Annotated in this window: 15 protein-coding genes and 1 riboswitch; of the genes, 7 read left to right on the top strand and 8 right to left on the bottom strand. The window is 67.6% G+C overall.

The window, feature by feature from the left end:
• Positions 1–12: 12 nt before the first annotated feature.
• The 5 genes from CIW53_RS10575 to CIW53_RS10555 form a co-directional block, all read right to left on the bottom strand.
• On the bottom strand, positions 13–3219 hold the full coding sequence (locus CIW53_RS10575) for an efflux RND transporter permease subunit (RefSeq protein ID WP_149364680.1): 3207 nt from the start codon (positions 3217–3219) through the stop codon (positions 13–15).
• A gap of 134 nt (positions 3220–3353) precedes the next feature.
• Complete coding sequence (btuB, locus tag CIW53_RS10570; protein ID WP_149364679.1) at positions 3354–5204, bottom strand: TonB-dependent vitamin B12 receptor; 1851 nt, start codon at positions 5202–5204, stop codon at positions 3354–3356.
• A 125-nt stretch (positions 5205–5329) separates the two neighbouring features.
• Positions 5330–5562, bottom strand: a riboswitch (cobalamin riboswitch).
• Between the two features lie 113 nt (positions 5563–5675).
• Complete coding sequence (gene nagA / locus CIW53_RS10565) at positions 5676–6824, bottom strand: N-acetylglucosamine-6-phosphate deacetylase (protein WP_149364678.1); 1149 nt, start codon at positions 6822–6824, stop codon at positions 5676–5678.
• Positions 6825–6937: 113 nt separating this feature from the next.
• Positions 6938–7969, bottom strand: a complete 1032-nt coding sequence (locus CIW53_RS10560) for an SIS domain-containing protein (protein WP_149364677.1) — start codon at positions 7967–7969, stop codon at positions 6938–6940.
• Positions 7970–7978: 9 nt separating this feature from the next.
• Positions 7979–8731 (bottom strand): GntR family transcriptional regulator, encoded by a 753-nt coding sequence (locus CIW53_RS10555; RefSeq protein WP_149364676.1) that lies wholly within the window; start codon positions 8729–8731, stop codon positions 7979–7981.
• Positions 8732–9050: 319 nt separating this feature from the next.
• Here CIW53_RS10555 and zwf point away from each other — a divergent pair, with 319 nt between their 5' ends.
• From zwf to CIW53_RS10530, 5 genes are all read left to right on the top strand, one after another.
• On the top strand, positions 9051–10514 hold the full coding sequence (zwf, locus tag CIW53_RS10550) for a glucose-6-phosphate dehydrogenase (protein ID WP_149364675.1): 1464 nt from the start codon (positions 9051–9053) through the stop codon (positions 10512–10514).
• Between the two features lie 114 nt (positions 10515–10628).
• Complete coding sequence (gene pgl / locus CIW53_RS10545) at positions 10629–11342, top strand: 6-phosphogluconolactonase (protein ID WP_149364674.1); 714 nt, start codon at positions 10629–10631, stop codon at positions 11340–11342.
• Positions 11343–11446: 104 nt separating this feature from the next.
• Complete coding sequence (edd, locus tag CIW53_RS10540) at positions 11447–13264, top strand: phosphogluconate dehydratase (RefSeq protein ID WP_149364673.1); 1818 nt, start codon at positions 11447–11449, stop codon at positions 13262–13264.
• Between the two features lie 127 nt (positions 13265–13391).
• Positions 13392–14045, top strand: a complete 654-nt coding sequence (eda, locus tag CIW53_RS10535) for a bifunctional 4-hydroxy-2-oxoglutarate aldolase/2-dehydro-3-deoxy-phosphogluconate aldolase (RefSeq protein ID WP_149364672.1) — start codon at positions 13392–13394, stop codon at positions 14043–14045.
• Between the two features lie 61 nt (positions 14046–14106).
• Positions 14107–14745, top strand: a complete 639-nt coding sequence (locus tag CIW53_RS10530) for a DUF998 domain-containing protein (RefSeq protein WP_242451852.1) — start codon at positions 14107–14109, stop codon at positions 14743–14745.
• 75 nt (positions 14746–14820) lie between these two features.
• Here CIW53_RS10530 and CIW53_RS10525 read toward each other — a convergent pair whose 3' ends face one another.
• Positions 14821–15525 (bottom strand): RNA polymerase sigma factor, encoded by a 705-nt coding sequence (locus CIW53_RS10525; RefSeq protein ID WP_149364671.1) that lies wholly within the window; start codon positions 15523–15525, stop codon positions 14821–14823.
• A gap of 55 nt (positions 15526–15580) precedes the next feature.
• Positions 15581–16204, bottom strand: coding sequence for a GTP cyclohydrolase I FolE (folE, locus tag CIW53_RS10520; RefSeq protein ID WP_149364670.1), 624 nt, complete (start codon positions 16202–16204; stop codon positions 15581–15583).
• Between the two features lie 176 nt (positions 16205–16380).
• Between folE and CIW53_RS10515 the strand changes: the two genes are divergently transcribed.
• A complete protein-coding gene (locus CIW53_RS10515) occupies positions 16381–16911 on the top strand; it encodes a DUF4142 domain-containing protein (RefSeq protein ID WP_149364669.1) in 531 nt (176 codons plus the stop codon).
• A 10-nt stretch (positions 16912–16921) separates the two neighbouring features.
• Positions 16922–17251, top strand: a complete 330-nt coding sequence (locus CIW53_RS10510) for a cupredoxin domain-containing protein (protein WP_149364668.1) — start codon at positions 16922–16924, stop codon at positions 17249–17251.
• 115 nt (positions 17252–17366) lie between these two features.
• Here CIW53_RS10510 and CIW53_RS10505 read toward each other — a convergent pair whose 3' ends face one another.
• Entirely contained in the window at positions 17367–19820 is a 2454-nt protein-coding gene (locus CIW53_RS10505; RefSeq protein WP_149364667.1) for a prolyl oligopeptidase family serine peptidase, read from the bottom strand.
• Positions 19821–19965 lie beyond the last annotated feature (145 nt).

The following is a 19965-nucleotide window of genomic DNA, read 5'->3' as shown; positions in this document are numbered from 1 at the left end:
CTCGAGCCGCCCCTACCGCGGCAGGTCGGGCATCTTCGGCAAGGCGGGCATCTGCTGCTGCAACGCCCGCTGGCGCTGGATCTCCGCGCGCAGCTGCCGTCGCGCGGCCTTGCGCTGCTGGTGGTCGTGTTGCCACAGGTAGATCGCCGGCGTGCTCAGCAGGGTCAGCAGCTGCGACACCAGCAGGCCGCCGAAGATCGCGATGCCCAGCGGCTGGCGCATTTCCGAGCCGACGCCGAAGCCGATCGCCAGCGGCAACGCCGCACCCATCGCGACCAGGGTGGTCATGGTGATCGGGCGGAAGCGCACCAGCGCCGCCTCGCGGATCGCCTCCGGCGCGGACAGGCCGCGTTCGCGCTGCGCGACCAGTGCGAAGTCGACCATCAGGATCGCATTCTTCTTGACGATGCCGATGAGCATCAGGATCGCGATGATCGACATCAGGGTGAGCTGGGTCTGCGTGACCAGCATCGCCAGGTACGCGCCCATGCCGGCGGCCGGCAGGGTGGACAGGATGGTCAGCGGATGGATCAGGCTCTCGTAGAGGATGCCGAGCACCACGTACATCACGAGTATCACCGCCAGCAGCATCAGTCCCGCGCCGGTGGCCGCCTCCACCAGCTTCTGGTTGTCGCCGGCGTATTTTTTCTGCACGCCGGGGGGCAGCGGCGTTTCGGCGATCACCTTGTCGACCAGCTTCATCCCCTGCAACTGGTTCACGTCCTTGGCCAGGTTGTAGCTGATCGAGGCCGATTCGAGCTGGTTGAAGTGGCTGACACTGACCGGTGCGATGCTCGGCGCGATGTGCGCCAGCGCGGACAGCGGCACCATCGTGCCCTGTCTGTTGCGCACGTAGGTGTTCAGCAACGCCGCCGGGCTCAGCGATTTCGTGCCGGAGGAGGTCAGCACGACGCGATACTGGTTGATGTCCGAATAAATGGTGGACACCGCGTGCTCGCCAAACGCGTCGTGCAGCGCGGTATCGACCATCGCCATGCTGACGTGCAGGCGCGCGGCCGCCTCGCGATCGACCGACAGCAGTTGCTGCTTGCCGATGCTGTCGAAACTGGTGCCGACGTCGCGGAATTCCTTCATGCCGCGCATCCGCTGCGCCAGCTTGAGAGTCGGCTGCTGCAGGCTGGCGCCGGTGCTGCTGGTGAGCTGGAACTGGTACTGGCCCTGCCCGCTGCCGCCACTGCCGCCGCCACCGCCGAAGAACTGCACCGGGGTCAGCGAGACGTCGACGTCCGGCAGCAGCTTGTAGTGCTTGTCGAGCCGTTCGATCACCTGCTTGACGGTATCGTGGCGATCGCCCGGGCCGTGGCCGTAAGGCTTGAGGTCGATGAACATGCCGGCCTGGTTGCCGACCGCGCCACCGTTGCCGCCGAGCACGGCGGAGACGTCCAGCACGGCCGGATCGGCCTGGATCACGGCGGCCACCTGCTGCGTGCGCTCGGCCATCCGGGTCGGCGAGATGTTTGCCTCGGCGGTGACATTGGCCTGCATCAGGCCGATGTCCTCGTCCGGCATCACGCCACCGCCGGCGGTCATCGCCACCGCCACCGCCAGCAAGGCGGTCAGCACCAGCAGGATCGCCGGCTGCCAGCGCATCACGCGGCGATGGTGCATGGCCCAGTCCAGCGCGCGCTCGTAGGTGCCGTGCAGGCCGCGGTCGAAACGCTCCAGCGCGCGTTGCAACCGGTTCGGTTCGCGCACTTCCGCGCTGTGCTCCAGCTTCAGGTAGCGCCCGCACAGCGCCGGCGTCAGGGTCAGCGAGACCAGCGCGGAAATCACCACCGCCGCCGTCAGCGTCACCGAGAACTCGCGCATCAGCATGGTGAACATGTTGTTGCCGAACAGCATCGGCGCAAACACCGCGATCAGCGACAGCGTGATCGAGACCACCGTGAAGCCGATCTCCCTGACTCCGGTCAGCGCGGCTTCCAGCGGCGGCTTGCCCTGTTCCATGTGACGCACGATGTTCTCGATCACCACGATCGCGTCGTCCACCACGAAGCCGATGCACAGCACCAGCGCGATCAGCGACAAGGTGTTGAGCGAAAAGCCGAGCGTCCACATCACCACGAACGCGCCGGCCAGCGACAGCGGCACGCTGAGCATCGCGATAAGCGTGGGCCGCAGCCGGCGCAGGAACACCAGCATCACCAGCGCCACCATCACGATGCTGAGCAGCAGCGCCACCTCGACCTCGTGCAGGGCGGACTTGGTGGTCTGGGTCAGGTCGAAGATCGGGGTGATCTGCACGTCCGCCGGCAGCAGCCCGCGCAACTGCGGCAGCTTCGCGCGCACCGCGTCGGCGGTGGCCACCGCGTTCGCCTCGGCGCGCTTGCTGATCTGCATCGTCACCGAGCGCTGGCCGTTGAACCACGCTGCCTGGTACTGGTCCTCCTGCCCGCTGCTGACGGTGGCCACGTCGGACAGCCGCACCGGCGTGCCGTTCTTCACCGCGATGATCAGCCGGGTGAACTCGGCCGGCTCGCGCAGGCTGTCGCTGGCGGTCACCGTCATCTGCGTGCGGCCATCGCTCAGCGTGCCTTGCGGCGAGGTGACATTGGCCGCGCGCAACGCGTTGCTGACGTCGTTCGCGGTGATTCCCTTGGCCGCCAGCGCCGCCGTGTCCAGCTCGATCCGCACCGCATGCGGCGACGCGCCGAACACCTGCACCCGCGCCACCCCGGGCACCTGCGCCACGGCCGGCTTCAACAAGGTGTCGGTGAGGTCGAACAGCTTGTCCGGCGGCAGGCTGGTGGAGGTCAGCGCGACCAGCAGCACCGGGATCTGCGAGGTATCGAACTTGAAGTACTGCGGCGGACCCGGCATGCCGCCGTTGCCTACCGACGGCAGGTCGGGTGCGGCGGAATTGATCGCGGCCTGCACCTCGCGCGCGGCCGCGTCGGTGCTGATGCCGAAGTCGAACATCACCATGACCTGGGCGCTGCCCTCGCTGGCCTGCCCGTTCATCATGCGGATGCCGGGAATCCGCCCGAGGTGGCGTTCCAGCGGCGCCATCACCGTGCTGGCCATGGTCTGCGCATTCGCCCCGGGCATCTGCGCGGCGACGAACACGCCGGGAAATTCCAGCGTCGGCAAGGCCGCCACGCCGAGCAGCAGATACGCCCACAAACCGGCCAGCATCAGGCCGATGGCGAGCAGCGACGTGCCGGCAGGCCGGCGGATCAGCGGTGCGAAGATATTCAATGGACCTCCCCGGCGCGCAAGCATAGCGGCAGAGGCGGTGCCACCGACAGGCGCGATCGGGATGAGGTCGGCGCAAGAGTTCCGTTCATCCCGACTTTATGCCAGCAGCTGCGCTCCGCCGTATGTGCCTGAAGTCAGCGCGGGGCGGGGCTGTAGCGCAGCGTCAGAAAGGCGCTGCGCCCCGGCTGGTTGAAGTACCAAACGGTTTCGTAGTGGCGATCGAACACGTTGCTCAGCCGGGCCTCGACTTGCCAGTCGGCGTTGAAGTGCCAGCTCGCGCGCAGGTCGGTGGTCGAGTAGCCGCCGAGCGGATGCCGGTTCGCCGCATCGTCGTAGCTGCGCCCGGCCACGTTGACGGTGGCGCCCACCCCGAACGCGCCGAAGCGGTGATCCAGGTCCACCCGGGCCGTGCGTTCGGGCCGGCGCGGCAGCACGTTGCCGTCGTTCGGACCGCCGTCCTCGTTGCGCGGCTGCAGCCAGCTCAGGTAGCCCTGCAACTGCCAGCCGGCGAGGGTCGTGCCGAGCTGGCCTTCCACGCCGCGAATGCGCGCCTTGCTGATATTCTGCGGCACGAAGTTGCCGTCCAGCGTGATCAGTTCGTCGATGCGGGTCTGGTACTCATTGAGCGCCCAGTTCCACGTATCGCGCTGCTGGCTCAGGCCGAGTTCGGCGCTGCGCGATTTTTCCGGTTTCAGCGCCGGGTTGCCGCTGCCGTACGGGTAATACAGGTCGTTGAAGGTCGGCGCGTGGAAGGCACTGCCGTAGCTGGCCGAGAACTTCAGGCCGCCATCGAAGTGATGGCCCCACGCAGCCGCGCCGGTGTTGTGGTTGCCGAACTGGCCGTTGTGGTCGCGCCGCGCCGACAGCTGCACTTCGTTGCGTCCGAACGTGCCCTGGTACTGCGCGTAGCCGCCGGTGTTGTTGCGCCGGCTGGCGAGGAATCCGGTGTCGCTGTCGATGTGCTCGCCCTGCCAGTCGATGCCGAGCGTCAGCAACTGGTTGTCGGCCAGGCTGATGTCGTTCTGCCACGAGGCCTGGTTGCGCCGCGAGTAGATGTAGCCGACGAAATCCTGGTTCTCGTAGTTGTCGTAGCGGTCCAGGTTCTGGCCCACGCTCAGCGTGGTTTTCCACGCCTGCAACGGGTTGAAGCCGAGTGCGGCACCGGCGGTCTGCTGCACGGTGCGGCTGCGGTTCTGGTAGCTGCCGTCGAAATGGATCTCGCCGAGGCTGCGCAGCCAGGTGCCGCTCAATTGGACACCGTTGTCCCAGCGGTAGCCGCCGTTGGCACTGAGGTTACGGTTGCGGTAGGCGTCGCGATCGGGCTCGTCGGTGTAGCAGCCGGCGAACACCTCGCCCGCGCCGACGCGGCACGAGTTGATGCCGCGGGTGTACTGCGCGCCCACGGCGAGGTTGTACCAGGCATGCTCGCTGCCGCCGGACACGCCGGCCTGGCCGCGCAACAGGTTGTTGCTGCCGGTGGTCAGGCTGAACGACGGCAGCAGGTCGCCGTCGCGCCAACCGTGGCGGGTGAAGATCTGGATCACCCCGCCGATCGCGTCGGCGCCGTACAGGCTCGAACGCGGGCCGCGCACGATCTCGATGCGCTCGATCTGTTCCACCGGCAACTGTTCGAACGCGGCCAGCCCGTTGGCGACCGAACCGATCCGCACGCCATCGATCAGCACCAGCGTGTGCGAGGAGTTGGTGCCGCGCAGGAACAGCGAAGTCTGCTGGCCGTAGCCGCCGGAGTTGGCGAAGCTGACGCCGGGCAGGCCGGTCAGCAGGTCCGGCACCGACAGCGGCTGCAGCCGCTCGATGTCGGCACGGGTGATCACCGTCACCGACGACAGTGCATTGTCGGCGGTGATCGCGGTGCGCGTGGCGGTGACGATCACCGGGTCGAGCGTATTCGCATCATTCTGATCGGCGGCCTGCGCGGCCACCGTGACACTGAGCAGCGCCGCTGCCAGCAAGGTCTTCTTCATGTTCGTTCCTCGGCCGCGCACCCGCGCACGGCCTCATCGTTCAATGAGCTGGCAGCAGACGGGGGAAGACGGAACGACGGGCAGGCAGGATCGACCGACACGTGGTTCGGCCTCGCCCACCGCGAGCCACCAGGAATCGTTCGGGCCGGTCTCCGGGCTGGCGAGTGGCCTGCGGTGATCCGCAGGCCCCGAACGGCGCCTTCCCGTGCTGAGCACAGTGGCGTTGGCCGTTCGTGGATCTCGCTTACCGTTGCGGGGGCAGCGCCGGCCTTGCAGTGTGTTCGCACACCACGCACCGGCTTCCCGTTTCATCCCTCCGGCACGAAGCCTTCGGGACACCTGAACCGCGCCACTTTAACTTCGGACGGCCATTTGGGCAATGGAGCAGGAGTGAGTGGAGAGGAGTGAGGAGCGAGAGAAAGCGGTGTCGAGGTGCGACGGGAGCTCTGACTCTCTCTCACTCCTCTCCACTCACTTCTCGCTCTGCGTCACCCCGCCGAGCCAGCTCTGCTGCACGCGGCACTCGTCGTCCAGCACTACCAGGTCGGCGCGATAACCCGGAGCGATGCGGCCGCGGCTTTCGCCCAGGCCGAGGAACTCGGCCGGGTAGGTGCTGGCCATACGCGCCGCTTCGTCCAGCGGCAGGCCGAGCAACTGCACGGTGTTGCGCACCGCCGTCGCCATGTCGAGCGCGGAACCGGCCAGCACGCCCTGGGCGGTCTGGCAGATGCCGTCCTTCACGATGATGGTTTCGCCGTTGAGCACATAGCTCGGGTCGTCCGAACCGACCGGCGGCATCGCGTCGGTGACCAGCAGCATCTTGCCGCGTGGCTTGGCGGCGATCGCCACGCGCAGGCTGGCCGGATGCACGTGGTGGCCGTCGACGATGATGCCGCACCAGCTCATCGCATCCTCCAGCGCCGCGCCGACCACGCCCGGTTCGCGGCTGCCGAAGGGGGTCATCGCGTTGAACAGGTGGGTGAATCCGCGCACGCCGGCATCCAGCGCGGCGCGCGTCGTCGCGTAGTCGGCCGCGGTATGGCCGGCGCAGACGATCAAGCCGGCATCCACCAGTGCACCGATACTGGCCAGCGGCACTTGATCCGGGGCCAGCGTGATCAGCCGCACGCCACGATGCGGTGCGCACAACAGCGCCAGTTCGTCGTTGCCGGGCACGTGGAAATATTTCGGGTCGTGCACGCCCTTGCGCGCCGACGCCAGGTACGGACCTTCCAGGTGGATGCCCAGCACGCCCGGCACGTTTTCGGCCAGCGCCTGTTCCACCGCGGCGAGCGCCGCGTGCATCACTTCCACGCGATCGCTGATCAGGGTCGGCAGGAAGCCGGTGGTACCGAACTGCCGATGGGCGGCACCGATCCGGCGCAAGGTCTCCACCGTGGGCGCTTCGTTGAACAGCACGCCACCGCCGCCGTTGACCTGCACGTCGATGAAGCCGGGCAACAGCATGGCGCCGCGCAGATCATGCTGCTGGGCGTCGCGCACACGCGGATCGGACGGCGGCAGCAGGTCGACGATGCGCTCGCCGTCGAGCAGCACGGCAAGATCGTCGTGCCAGCCATCGGCGGCGAGTACGCGGGCGTTGACAAGGGCGATGGTCATGGGCGGAGGAGCGAGGAGTGAGTGGAGAGGAGTGAGGAGTGAGAGAAAGCGGTGTCGAGACGAGGGGCGGGAGCTCTGGCTCTCTCTCACTCCTCACTCCTCTTCCCTCACTCCTAGACTGTTTCGGTGACCTTGTTGAGATGCGGCGGCACGTCGGGGTTGAAGCCGCGGCGCAGCGAGAGCTCGCTGGCGGTACGGTAAAAGCTCTGGATGATCAGCAGCGGCGTGCACAGCGCCGGCAGTCCGCCGAGCACCGGCAGGCTGCCGGTATCGTGCAGGCCGGGCGCGGCCACGAATACCTGCGCGCCGCGCGCGCGGAACTCCCGTGCCACCGCCAGCGTGCTGTCGCGCGTGTCGTCGTCCTGGGCGAAGCACAGCACCGGAAAATCCGGGCCGACCAGCGCCATCGGGCCGTGCTTCACCTCGGCCGCACTGAACGCCTCGGCGTGCAGGCCGCAGGTTTCCTTGAACTTCAGCGCCGCCTCCAGCGCGATGCCGAGGCCGAAGCCGCGACCCACCACGAACAGGTTGTGCGCGTCGGTCAGGCCATCGCTCAACGCCGACCAGTCCGCATCCCAGCCGGCGCGCAAGGCGTCGGGCAGCTGCTGCAAGGCCGCGCCCAGCTCGTCATCGCCGCGCCAGCGCGCGCACAAATGCAGCACCGCGGCCAGCGCGGCGATATAGCTCTTGGTCGCCGCCACGCTGCGTTCGGGCCCCGCGTGCAGCGGAATCACAGTGTCGGCCAGCGCCGCCAGCGGCGAATCCTCGACATTCACCAGCGCCACCACGCGCGCGCCGGCGATCTTCGCGGCCTGTGCGTTGCGCAGCAGGTCGGGGCTCTTGCCCGACTGCGAGATCGCGATGAACAGCGCGCCCTGCCACTGCTGCTCGGCCGCGTAGACCGAGGTGACCGACGGCGAGGCCGACGCGGTGGCGATGCCGAGCTGGGTCTCGAACACGTACTTCGCATACGCCGCGGCATGATCGGAGCTGCCGCGCGCGCAGGTGACGATGAAGCGCGGCGGCTGCGCGCGCAGCGACTGCGCCAGCGCACCGACCACAGCCTCGTTGGCGGCGAACTGGCGCGCGACCACGTCGGCCGACTCGTGCGCCTCCTGGTACATCAAGGTGTCGCGGGCAGCCATGGCGGTCCTTCAGTCAGTCTGCAATTCGGCGACGAAGTCGTAGATGTCGCCGCGGTACCAGGAACAGGTGAACTCGACCACGCGGCCGTCGTCCAGAAAGCTGCGCCGCTCGATGCTCAGCCCCGCGCTGCCGACGTTGACGTGCAGCAGCCGTGCCTGCTGCGCGTTCAGCGACACCGCGCGCAAGCGCTGCAAGGCGCGACGCGGGCGCGCGTCGAGTTTTTCCAGCGCCTCGTACAGCGAGTCGTGCACCAGCAGCGGATCGGGCAGAACGCTGGCCGGCACCACGCTGCGCTCGATCGCCAGCGGTTCGTCCTGGCCATAGCGCACGCGATGCAGGCGCACCACCAGCGAACCGGGCGACAGGCTCATCGCCATCGCCTCTTCCGGGGTTACCTCGCCGATGCCGCGCTCGAAGAATTCCGAACGCGGATGCAGGCCGCGCTCGCGCAGATCCTCGGTGAAGCTGGTCAGCCGCGACATCGGCTTGACGATGCGTTCGGCGATGAAGGTACCGGCACCGTGACGCTGCGTGAGCAGGCCTTCCTCCACCAGTCCCGCGATCGCCTTGCGCACGGTCACCCGCGACAGCTTCAGCGCCTGCGACAGGTCGCGCTCGCTGGGCAGCGCCTGGCCCGGCTCGATGTCGCGATGCTCGACGATGTTGCGGATCGCCCGGCGCAGACGCAGATAGGCCAGCGGCTGATGCGTGGTCGGGTCGTGACAGATCCGGCGGTATTCGTTGGTGAGGGCAGCTTCCATCGGCGAACGATACCAATACAGAACCACTGGAAGCAAGCCCACCCGGACGTCCGTTCGCACTCGGCGTAGCCCGCGCCAGCGGGTGAAGTCGAAACGCGCACCGTCCGGGCGGCCCCTTTCAACTCAGCCTGCAGCCTGCGCTCAGGGCGAGCGGGCTTGGCGGAAATGGGTATGCCTCATCATCACGATCAAAATGCTCCCATGAATTCGTATGCATACCCGTGGCCTATCTGGTATTTCACTGGTACCATCGGCGGCAACCCGGGTTATCGTGCCATTCGGCCCCTGCCCGCCATCCGGCATGTGTCGAGGTGACTGCGTGACTCCTTCTTCCCAATCGGTCGAACCGTTCGACCTGGTGATTTTCGGCGGCACCGGCGACCTCGCCGTGCGCAAGTTGCTGCCGGCCCTGTTCCACCGTTTTCTCGACGGCCAGATTCCGGCCAGCAGCCGCATCGTCGGCGTCGCCCGCGAGGCGCTGGACGACGCCGGCTATCGCGCGCAGTTGCGCGAGGCGCTGGTCGGCATCTGCGACGCGCGCCAGCTCGACGTGTTCCTGCAGCAGGTGTTCTACCGCCCGCTGGATGCGCGCAAGGACGACGGCTGGGACGATTTCGCCGCGCTCATCGGCGCACAGCCCGGACATATACGGGTTTTCTATCTCTCGACCTCGCCCGAGCTCTTCGTCGACATCTGCAACCGGCTGGGCCAGTACAAGCTCAACGAAGGTGCCTCGCGCGTCGTGCTGGAAAAGCCGATCGGCCGCGACCTGGCCAGCGCGAACCAGATCAACGATGCCGTCGGCAAGGTATTCGACGAATCGCAGACCTTCCGCATCGATCATTACCTCGGCAAGGAGACCGTGCAGAACCTGCTGGTGCTGCGCTTCGGCAACGCGCTGTTCGAACCGTTGTGGAACTCCGCGCACATCGACCACGTGCAGATCACCGTGGCCGAAACGCTCGGCGTCGGCCATCGCGGCGCGTACTACGACCGCGCCGGTGCGCTGCGCGACATGGTGCAGAACCACATGCTGCAGTTGCTGTGCATGGTGGCGATGGAACCGCCCTCGTCGCTGGCACCCGACGCGGTGCGCGACGAGAAGCTGAAGGTGCTGCATTCGCTCAAGCCGATCGACGACGGCAACGCCGCACAGCTCACCGTGCGCGGCCAGTACCGCGCCGGCGTGGCCGAGGGTGCCAGCGTGCCGGGCTATCCGGAGGAGCTGGGCAACAACAAGTCGAACACCGAAACCTTCGTGGCACTGAAGGCGGAGATCGCCAACTGGCGCTGGGCCGGCGTGCCGTTCTACCTGCGCACCGGCAAGCGGCTGCCGAGCCGGGTGTCGGAGATCGTGGTCACCTTCAAGCCGGTGCCGCATTCGATCTTCAACCCCGACGCCGGCACCTTGTCGCAGAACCGGCTGGTGCTGCGGCTGCAGCCGGACGAAGGCGTGAAGCTGTGGCTGACCATCAAGCACCCCGGCCCCGGCGGCCTGCGCCTGCGCCACGTGCCGCTGGACATGAGCTTTGCGGAGGCGTTCGGCGTATCGCAGCCCGATGCCTATGAACGCCTGCTGCTCGACGTGGTGCGCGGCAATCCCACCTTGTTCATGCGCCGCGACGAAGTCGAGGCGGCATGGCGCTGGGCCGGCCCGATCCTGGCTGCCTGGGGCGGCAGCGGCGAAGCGCCGCGGCCGTATAGCGCGGGCAGCTGGGGGCCGAGCGCGGCGGTGGCGCTGATCGAGCGCGACGGCCGCACATGGAACGAAGACAGTGAATAGACGGCCATTTGCCGCGGTGCTTCTCCATGCCGACACGTGCGGCAGACTTCGCCTTCCCCGCCCACGCGACATGCGCCTGCATCCCGTGATGCGCCCGGCGCGCCAACATCAGCCATGACCAGCCATCTGAACGTCACCACCCACAGCTTCACCGAATGCCAAGCGCAGGCCGCGGCACTGGCCGAGCGCATCGCCGAACAGCTGCGCGCGGCGCTGGCCAAACGCGGCACGGCCGTACTGGCCGTCTCCGGCGGCAGCACGCCGAAGGACTTCTTCGGCCGCCTGTCGCGCGAGAAGCTGGACTGGGCCAGGGTGCAGATCACCCTGGTCGACGAACGCTGGGTGGCGGATACCGACGAACGCTCGAACGCACGGCTGGTGCAGACCACTCTGTTGCAGCATGCCGCCGCGGCCGCGCAATTCATTCCGCTGTACACCGGCGACGCCGCTCCGGAAGCTGGCTTGGCCAGGGCCGACGCGCGCATCGCCGCGCTGCCGCTGCCGTTCGACGCGGTGGTGCTGGGCATGGGCGACGACGGTCACACCGCCTCGTTCTTCCCCGGCGGCGACCACCTGGCCGAAGCGCTGGACCTGGACAACCGCGCCCGCGTACTGCCGATGCGCGCGCCGGATGCCGGCGAGCCGCGCATCACGCTGAGCTTGTCGACCCTGCTGGAAACCCGCTCGCTGTACCTGCTGGTCACCGGCGAGAAGAAGCGCGACCTCCTCGCGGATGCGCGACTCGGGCTCGGTGCCGCGCGTGATTACCCGGTGCGCGCGGTGCTGACCCAGCAGCGTGTGCCGGTGGTGGTGTACTGGTGCCCTTGAAAGCGGGAAACGAGTGGGGAGGAGCGAGAAATGAGTGAACCGCACCCGCCACTCCCGCCGTCTCTCGTTTCTCACTCGTCTTCACTCATTTCTGGATTCAAGCCATGAACACGCTGCATCCCGTCGTCGCCGAAGTCACCGAACGCCTGCGCGAGCGCAGCCGCGAGACGCGCGCGGCCTACCTCAGGCGGATCGACGCGATCGACCGCAGCGGGCCGCAGCGCGAGCACCTGTCCTGCGGCAACCTGGCGCACGGTTTCGCCGCCTGCGGAACGGAGGACAAGGCCGCGCTGCGCAGCGGCCGACGCGCCAACCTGGCCATCGTCACCGCCTACAACGACATGCTCTCGGCGCACCAGCCGTACGAACGCTACCCCGCGCTGATCCGCCAGATCGCGCGCGACGCCGGCTTCACCGCCCAGGTCGCCGGCGGCGTGCCGGCGATGTGCGACGGCATCACCCAGGGCCGCCCCGGCATGCAGCTGTCGCTGTTCTCGCGCGACCTGGTGGCGATGGCCACCGCGGTGGCGCTGTCGCACGACATGTTCGACGGCGCGCTGTTCCTCGGCATCTGCGACAAGATCGTGCCGGGGCTGCTGATCGGCGCGCTGAGCTTCGGCCACCTGCCGGGCGCGTTCGTGCCGTCGGGGCCGATGCCCAGCGGCATCCCGAACGAGCAAAAGTCGAAGGTGCGCCAGGCCTATGCCGACGGCAAGGCGAGCAAGGCCGAGTTGCTGGAAGCCGAAGCGGCCTCGTACCACACCGCCGGCACCTGCACCTTCTACGGCACCGCCAACTCCAACCAGATGCTGATGGAGATCATGGGCCTGCACCTGCCCGGCGCCAGCTTCACCGCACCGGATACGCCGCTGCGCGACGCGCTCACCGCCGAGGTGGTGCACCGCGTCGCCGCGCACAGCGCGCTGGGCGATGCATTCCTGCCGCTGGGCCACATCATCGACGAGCGCGCGATCATCAACGGGGTGATCGGCCTGCACGCCACCGGCGGCTCGACCAACCACCTGCTGCACCTGGTGGCGATCGCGCACGCCGCCGGCATCCAGCTGCGCTGGGACGATTTCGACGCATTGTCCGGCGTGATCCCGCTGCTGGCGCGCGTGTACCCGAACGGCTACGCCGACGTGAACCAGTTCCACGACGCCGGCGGCATGGCGTTCCTGATCGACCAGCTGCTCGGCGCCGGCCTGCTGCATGGCGACGTGCAGACCATCTTCGGCACCGGCCTGGACGGCTACGCGCAGATCCCGCAACTCGACGACAGCGGTGCGCTGCACTGGACGCCCGTGTCCAGGCAGAGCGGCAACCGCGGCGTGCTGCGCGGCATCGACGAACCGTTCCGCGCCGACGGCGGCCTGCGCATGCTCGAGGGCAACCTCGGCCGCGCGGTGATCAAGGTGTCGTCGGTGCCGGACGATCGCCTGCTGATCGAGGCGCCCGCGATCGTGTTCGACGATCAGGACGAGGTCGCCGGCGCGTTCAAGCGCGGCGAGCTCAACCGCGACTTCGTGGCGGTGGTGCGCTTCCAGGGCCCGCGCGCGAACGGCATGCCCGAGCTGCACAAGCTCACCCCCACGCTGGCGCTGCTGCAGGACCGCGGCCACCGCATCGCCCTGCTCACCGACGGCCGCATGTCCGGCGCCTCCGGCCGCGTGCCGGCGGCCATCCACGTCACCCCCGAGGCGGTGGCCGGCGGCAACATCGCGAAGATCCGCAACGGCGACATGATCCGGCTGGACGCGGCGAATGGACGTCTGGACGTCCTGATGGAGGCGCACGAAATGGACGCCCGCCTGCCGCATGTCGCCGACCTGTCGCGCGAACACAGCGGCATGGGCCGCGAACTGTTCGGCCTGTTCCGCCAGGCCGCCGCCAACGCCGACCTCGGTGCCGGCGTGCTGTGAACCGCGTATCACCTGTGGGAGCGACTTCAGTCGCGACAGCTTCACCGTTCCCGGCGCCAAGGGCATCGCGACTGAAGTCGCTCCCACAGAGATCCGGCTTCTCCATCTTTCATCCTTGGGCCCGTCCATGAACCCCATCGAACAAAAACAACAGCAAGTCGAAACGCTCATGCGGCTCGCCCCGGTGATTCCGGTGGTGATCATCGACGACGCGAAGGCCGCGGTGCCGATGGCGCGCGCACTGGTGGCCGGCGGCATCCCGACCATCGAGGTGACCTTGCGCACGCCGGCGGCGCTGGAGGCGATCCGCGCGATCGCCGCCGAGGTGGAAGGCGCCGTGGTCGGCTGCGGCACCGCGCTGACCGCGCGCGACCTGCAAGCCGCGCTGCAGGCCGGCGCCCGCTTCGCGGTGTCTCCCGGCACCTCGCCGCGCCTGCTCGAGGCGGCCGACGACAGCGAACTGCCGCTGCTGCCCGGCGTGGCCACCGCCAGCGAGGCGATGGCCCTGCTCGAACGTGGCTATCGCCACCTGAAGTTCTTCCCCGCGGTGCCGGCCGGCGGCACCAAGCTGCTCGGCGCCTGGGCCAGCCCGCTGCCGCAGATCCGCTTCTGCCCCACCGGCGGCATCAACCTGGTCAACGCGGTCGACTTTCTCGCCCTGCCCAACGTGATCTGCGTGGGCGGCTCGTGGCTGACTCCGGCCGACAAGCTCGGTGCCGGCGACTGGACCGGCATCGAATTGCTGGCGCGCGAGGCCGCGGCGTTGCGCCAGGCCGTTTGAGCCGGTCGCGGAGCCGGCGGGTACCATTCGCCGCCTTGGCTGACCACAAGGGCGACATGGGATGACCCGTCAGGTTCAACGGCACGACACCGCACGTCCCCACCGGTTTGGCGCCATGGCGCTGATCGGGATCTGGCTGTTCATCGTCGTCGCCGTGGCCGTGCAATGCCTGCGCACGGACCTGCACTGGCAGGAGGCACCGCTGAGCTTCTATCTGCTCGGTGCCTGGAGCCACTGGCTGCAAGTCGCGTATTTCGTGCTCGCCGCCGCGCTGTGCGCACTCGGCGCGGGCTATTACGTCGCGCTGCCCGGAGGACGTCGCAGCGCGGCGCCGTGGCTGCTGTTTGCCTGCGCCGGCATCGGCCTGTGCGTGACCGCGCTGGCGCACAGCAACCTGCCCGGGCACGCGCCCACACTGGAAGGTTGGGTGCATGGCACCGCGGCGCAGGCGGCGTTCCTGTGCGTCACGGTGGCGATGCTTCTGCAGTCGTGGTGGATGCGCGCGAATGCACGCTGGCGCGCACGCTTTCCGGTGGCGTTCGCGTTGGCCTGGCTGTGCTTCGTGGCACTCTGGGTGGATGTGCTGTGGCGCGGCATGCCGCGCGGGCTGGAGCAGCGATGGGTGATCGCGCTGATCCTGGCGTGGCTGCTGCTGGCAGCCAGCTGGCTGATGAAGCGGCCCGGCGACAACACCCTGTAGAAGCGCGCTCCGTGCTCGATGGCTCTTCGTCACGTCACGAAAAGCATCGCGCGCGGGGTGCGCTCCTGCATGAGGTCACGAGGTTTGTTCGGCGTCCAGTCGGGCCATCACCGCATCGGTGACGCGGGCACAGCGCACACCCATGAACGGGAACGCTTCGCTCATGGTGGCGGCCAGGGTTCCCTGCAGCGATGCACGCAGCTGGCGGCGCGCGCGGTGCAGGCGGGTCTTCACCGTCTCCGGCTTGATGTCGAGCAGGCTGGCGGTTTCCTCGACCGAGCACTCTTCCACTTCGCGCATCATGTAGACGGTGCGGAACGCCGGCGGCAGTTCGTCGATGGCGTGTTCCAGCAGACGACGGATCTGCGCGCGGGCGGCGGACACGGCCGGGTCTTCACTGCCGAACTTCGAGGGAAACTGGATGACCTGGTGGGTGTCGTCCGGCGCCGCGTCGATCTGCTCCAGGCCGACCATGTGGTGGCGCTTGCGCAAGCGGCCGCGCGCCTCGTTCAGCACGATGCTGGTCATCCAGGTCAGCAAGGTCGAATCGCCACGGAAGCTATCCAGTTTGCGATAGGCGCTCATATAGGACTCCTGCAGCACGTCTTCTGCTTCGGACTCTTCGCCGAGCACCGCGCGCGCCACGCGGAACAGCCGCTGGTTGCAGCGCTGCATGATGTGGCGGAAGGCCTCGCGCCGGCCGCCACGGACCAGGTCCACCAGCGCGTGGTCGTCCAGCGCGGCGTAATCGACGGATTCAAGATGGGCATGGGCTGACATGGTGTTCTCCTTCTACACCTGATCCGATGCAACTGCACCGCCGAAGGTTCCCGGCTCAGCCGGCCAGCGCGGACAGGATCTCCTGCCGCCGCGGTTCCTGCGCGAACTCGCCGAGCAGGCGCCGGGTCTGCATCGACACCCCGTGCAAGCGCACGCCGCGCGAGGACAGGCATTCGTGGCTGGCCTCGACGATCACCGCCACGCCGCGCGGCTGCAGCACCCGGGCCAGCGTGTCGGCGATCTCCACGGTCAGCCGCTCCTGGATCTGCAGCCGCCGGCCGTACGCCTCGACCAGCCGCGCCAGCTTGGAGATGCCGACCACGCGCTGGTTGGGCAGATAGGCGACATGCACCACGCCGCGGATCGCCGCCATGTGGTGCTCGCAGGTCGACTGCAGCGGGATGTCGCGAAGGACGACCATCTCGTCGTAGCCGCCGACTTCCTCGAACGTGCGACTGAGCAGGCCGGCCGGGTCCTGCCGGTAGCCGGCGAACCATTCCTCGTAGGCACGCACCACCCGCGCCGGCGTGGCCAGCAGGCCTTCGCGCGCGGGCTCGTCGCCGGCCCAGCGGATCAGCGTGCGCACGGCGGCTTCCGCCTCGTCGCGCGTGGGGCGTGGCGTATCGCCGGCCGGCATCGGTGCGGCGGTCGGGGCAAGAGTCAGGTCGGTGTCGAGCATGCGTGCGGCTTCGCTGGGAGTGACAGTTGATCCGATGCAACTGCCGCGGCGGAGGTTCCCCGGGCTTCCACCGCCCACGCTCCCCGTACCCGCCGGAACCTGCACGCCGCTGCTGCATCTCATGGGCACCGGCGGGCTCTTGTCCGCCTCCCGTTTACCCACAGGAGACATCGCTCATGAACAAGTCACTGTTCGCCCTCGTCCTCACGCTCGGCCTCGGCTCGCTCGCCGGCGCGCACGCTGCCACCCCGGCACCGGCCCTCAACGACGCGCAGATCGCGCACATTGCCTATACCGCTGGCGTGATCGACATCACCGCGGCCAAGCAGGCGCTGCAGAAATCGCACAACAAGGACGTGCGCGCGTTCGCCCAGGAAATGGCGCGCGACCACGCCGCGGTCAATGACCAGGCGCTGGCGCTGGTGAAGAAGCTGGGCGTGACGCCGCAGGACAACCCGACCAGCAAGTCGCTGGCGAGCGGCGCCGCCGCCGAGCAGAAGAAGCTCGCCGCGCTCAGTGGTAGCGCATATGACAAGGCCTATGTCGCGAACGAGGTCGCTTTCCACAAGACGGTCAACGGCGCACTGAGCGGCACGCTGATTCCGTCGGCGCAGAACGCCGAATTGAAGTCGCTGCTGGAAACCGGCCTGAAGTTGTTCCAGTCGCACCAGATGCACGCCGAGCATCTGGCGCAGAGCCTGAAGTAAGGAACACTCCATGTTCCGCATGATGATTCTCATGTTCGGCCTGCTCGCGGCAACCGGCGGCTTCCCGCCGGCTTCGGCCGCCAGCGCGGCAAAGGCACGCGTGCATGTGATCGTGATCGACAAAATGCAGTACGGCCCGATGCCGACCGGCGTGCGCGCCGGCGACATCATCGAATGGACCAACAAGGACATCCTCGAGCACAGCGCCACCGCACGCGATGGCCGCTTCGATGTCGACCTGAAACCCGGCGCAAGCGGACGCATCACCGCCACGGCCGGCACGCTCGCGTTCTTCTGCAAGTTCCACCCGACCATGACCGCTACCGTGGTGGTCGAGTAACCCGGCAAGGACTCTGGACCCGTTCCGGAGGTTGCGGCGCCGTGCCCTCACACGGCGCCGCAACGCTGCTGGTGGTCGTCAGCATCGACCTCGCCGTTGAACGGCGATGTATCGATCAGCTCCCGACAGCCGCGGCCTTCACCGGCTTCACATACGTTTCGAACAACTCGTCGATCCGGCGGTATTCGTCGTACCAGGAATCGGCATGCACGAAACCGTGGCGCTCCAGCGGGTACAGCGACATCCAGAAGTTCTTCTTGTGCAGTTCGACCAGGCGCTGGTACATGCGGATCGAATCTTCGGTCAGCACGTTGTCGTCGATCAGGCCGTGCTCGATCAGGAGCGGGTCGCGCAGCTGGTCGGCGTACTCGATCGGCGAGCTGGTCTTGAACGCTTCCGGATCGAGCTGTGGATCGTTGAGGATGTTGGCGGTGTATTCGTGGTTGTACAGCGTCCAGTCGCTGACCGGGCGCAACGCGGCGCCGGCGGCGAATTCGCCGGGCGCGCGCAGCAGCGACATCTCGGTCATGAAGCCGCCGTAGCTGCCGCCGTAGATGCCCACGCGCGCGGGATCGACGTGGTGGTTCTTCACCAGCCACGCCTTCCCGTCGAGCAGATCTTCCAGTTCCGGGTGGCCCATCTGCCGGTAGATCGCGGTACGCCACGCACGGCCGTAGCCTTCGGAGGCGCGATAGTCCATGTCCAGCACGACGTAACCCTGCTGTACCAGCAGGTTGTGGAACATCTGCTCGCGGAAGTAGTGGCCCCATGACAGCGTGACGTCCTGCAGGTAGCCGGCACCGTGCACGAAGATCACCGCCGGTTTCGATCCAGCCGGCTCTGATGCAGCACTCTCGTTGGCCGGGCCGTAGTACTTCGCATAGATGCTGCCGGCACCGTGGCTGGATTTCACCTCGACGATCTTCGGTGCGATCCAGGCGTGCGCGGTGAACGCCGGCTTCATGGTGTCGGTCAGCTTGCGCGGCGCACCGCCGGAGGACGGCTGGACGGCCAATTGCGGCAACATGTACGGGGAGGAGTGCAGCACGGCGAGCTGGCTGCCGTCGGGCGACAGGCTGAATTCCTCCATGCCCTGGTAGCGGGTGACCCGGGTCAGCGCACCGCCGGTGACCGGAACGCGGTAGACGTCATAGCTGTAGGGCGCGGCCTGGTTGGTGCGCAGGTAGAACCATTTGCCGTCCTCGCTGAGTTGCGGATGGCTGACCTCGAACGTGCCGGATGTCAGCGCCGTCGCCTTGCCGTCCAGCGGCTTGCTGTAGAGCTGCGAAAAGCCGGTCTGCTCGCTCAGGTACCACAGCGTGTGACTGTTCCTGAGCCAGCCGAAATCGTTGAAGTTCCAGTTGATCCACGCGTTGTCGGTCAGGCGCTGCTGGGTAACCAGCGCGTGCTTGCTGAAGTCGACGCTGGCGATCCAGCGATCCTTGTTGTCGATCGCGCGAAGCTGCACGGCGGCCTGGCTGCCGTCGTCGCTCCACACGATGCCGCCGCCGTTGTCCGCGCTGAACACGGTGAGCGGACGCACGTCCGGCGCCTTCAACGCCTTGGCCTGGTCGGTCTTGCCGGCTTTCTCCAGCGCGGCGACGGTATGCTCGCGAATCGCCTTCAGCGGGTCATCCTTGATCCCCGGCAGCGCGTCGGTCTTCAGCGGATACTGCTTGTGGTTGGCCAGGTCCAGCAGCAGCAACGACTGCGGCGCAGGATCGTTGTGGCCGACGTAGACGCGTGCATCCTGCTGTTCGGCGTAACCGCTGTCGGTGACGTAGTGGGTGACCTGCGGCGCCTTGCCGGCCTTGTAGTCTTTCGGCGTGGTCACCACCAGCATCCAGCGACCGTCCGGCGACAGTTCGGTGTCGACCGGTTCGATGCCGTCGCCGAGCCAGAACGGCGCCGGTGCGCGGCTGGGGTCGGCGGCGTCGAGCGCCTTGTCGGCATCGCGCATGGCCTGTTTGTCGGCCTTGATCTCGCGCAGGGTCTTGAACAAATCGAGCTGCTGCTGGCCCAGTGCATCGGGCTTCTTCGCATGCGGGTCGTCCGCGAATTTCAGCACCGCGGCCGGCGCGGTGACCGCGCTGGCCAGGTCATAGCTGTACCAGTCGTTGCCTTCGCGAAACTGCAGGGCACGACCGTCGCTGGAAAACTGCGGCGCGGATTCCTTCTGCGGCGTGCGCGTGACCTGCAAGCGGCGACCCGCGCCCAAGTCCACCAGGAAAACATCCCCATGCAGGATGAACGCGGCATGCCGATGCGCGCGATCGAACACCGCCGGGCCCTCGGCCTGCGCCATCGCCGCCGGATCCAGTTTCACGCTGTGGCCGCTGGCGGGATCGACCCGGTACAGATCGAGCACCGGGCTGCCATCGCGCTTGAGCGAGTAGTACAGACTGCGCCCGTCCACGCTCCAGTACGGGTCCTGCACCGCCTGCCCGATCCAGTCGGGATTGGCCATGATGGTTTCCATGTCCAGCGGGGTTGCTGCTGCAGGCGCAGCGATGCTGGCCGCAGGCATCAGACAAAACACTACCAGGCCAGCAAGCAGCAATCGACGCATGATCAAGTCCCCAAGTTCAAATTGGTGAGAATAGCCCGCACGGCCATGATCGCAACCGCCACCAGTCCCGTTCCCTTCGACCACCTGATTCATTAAGCTGAGCGACGCATGCGCACAGCGATACGCAAGTAGCCATAACAACGTT

Source organism: Rhodanobacter sp. T12-5, from assembly GCF_008329435.1.
Taxonomy (GTDB): domain Bacteria; phylum Pseudomonadota; class Gammaproteobacteria; order Xanthomonadales; family Rhodanobacteraceae; genus Rhodanobacter.
This window is presented reverse-complemented; position numbering and strand designations above follow the sequence as displayed.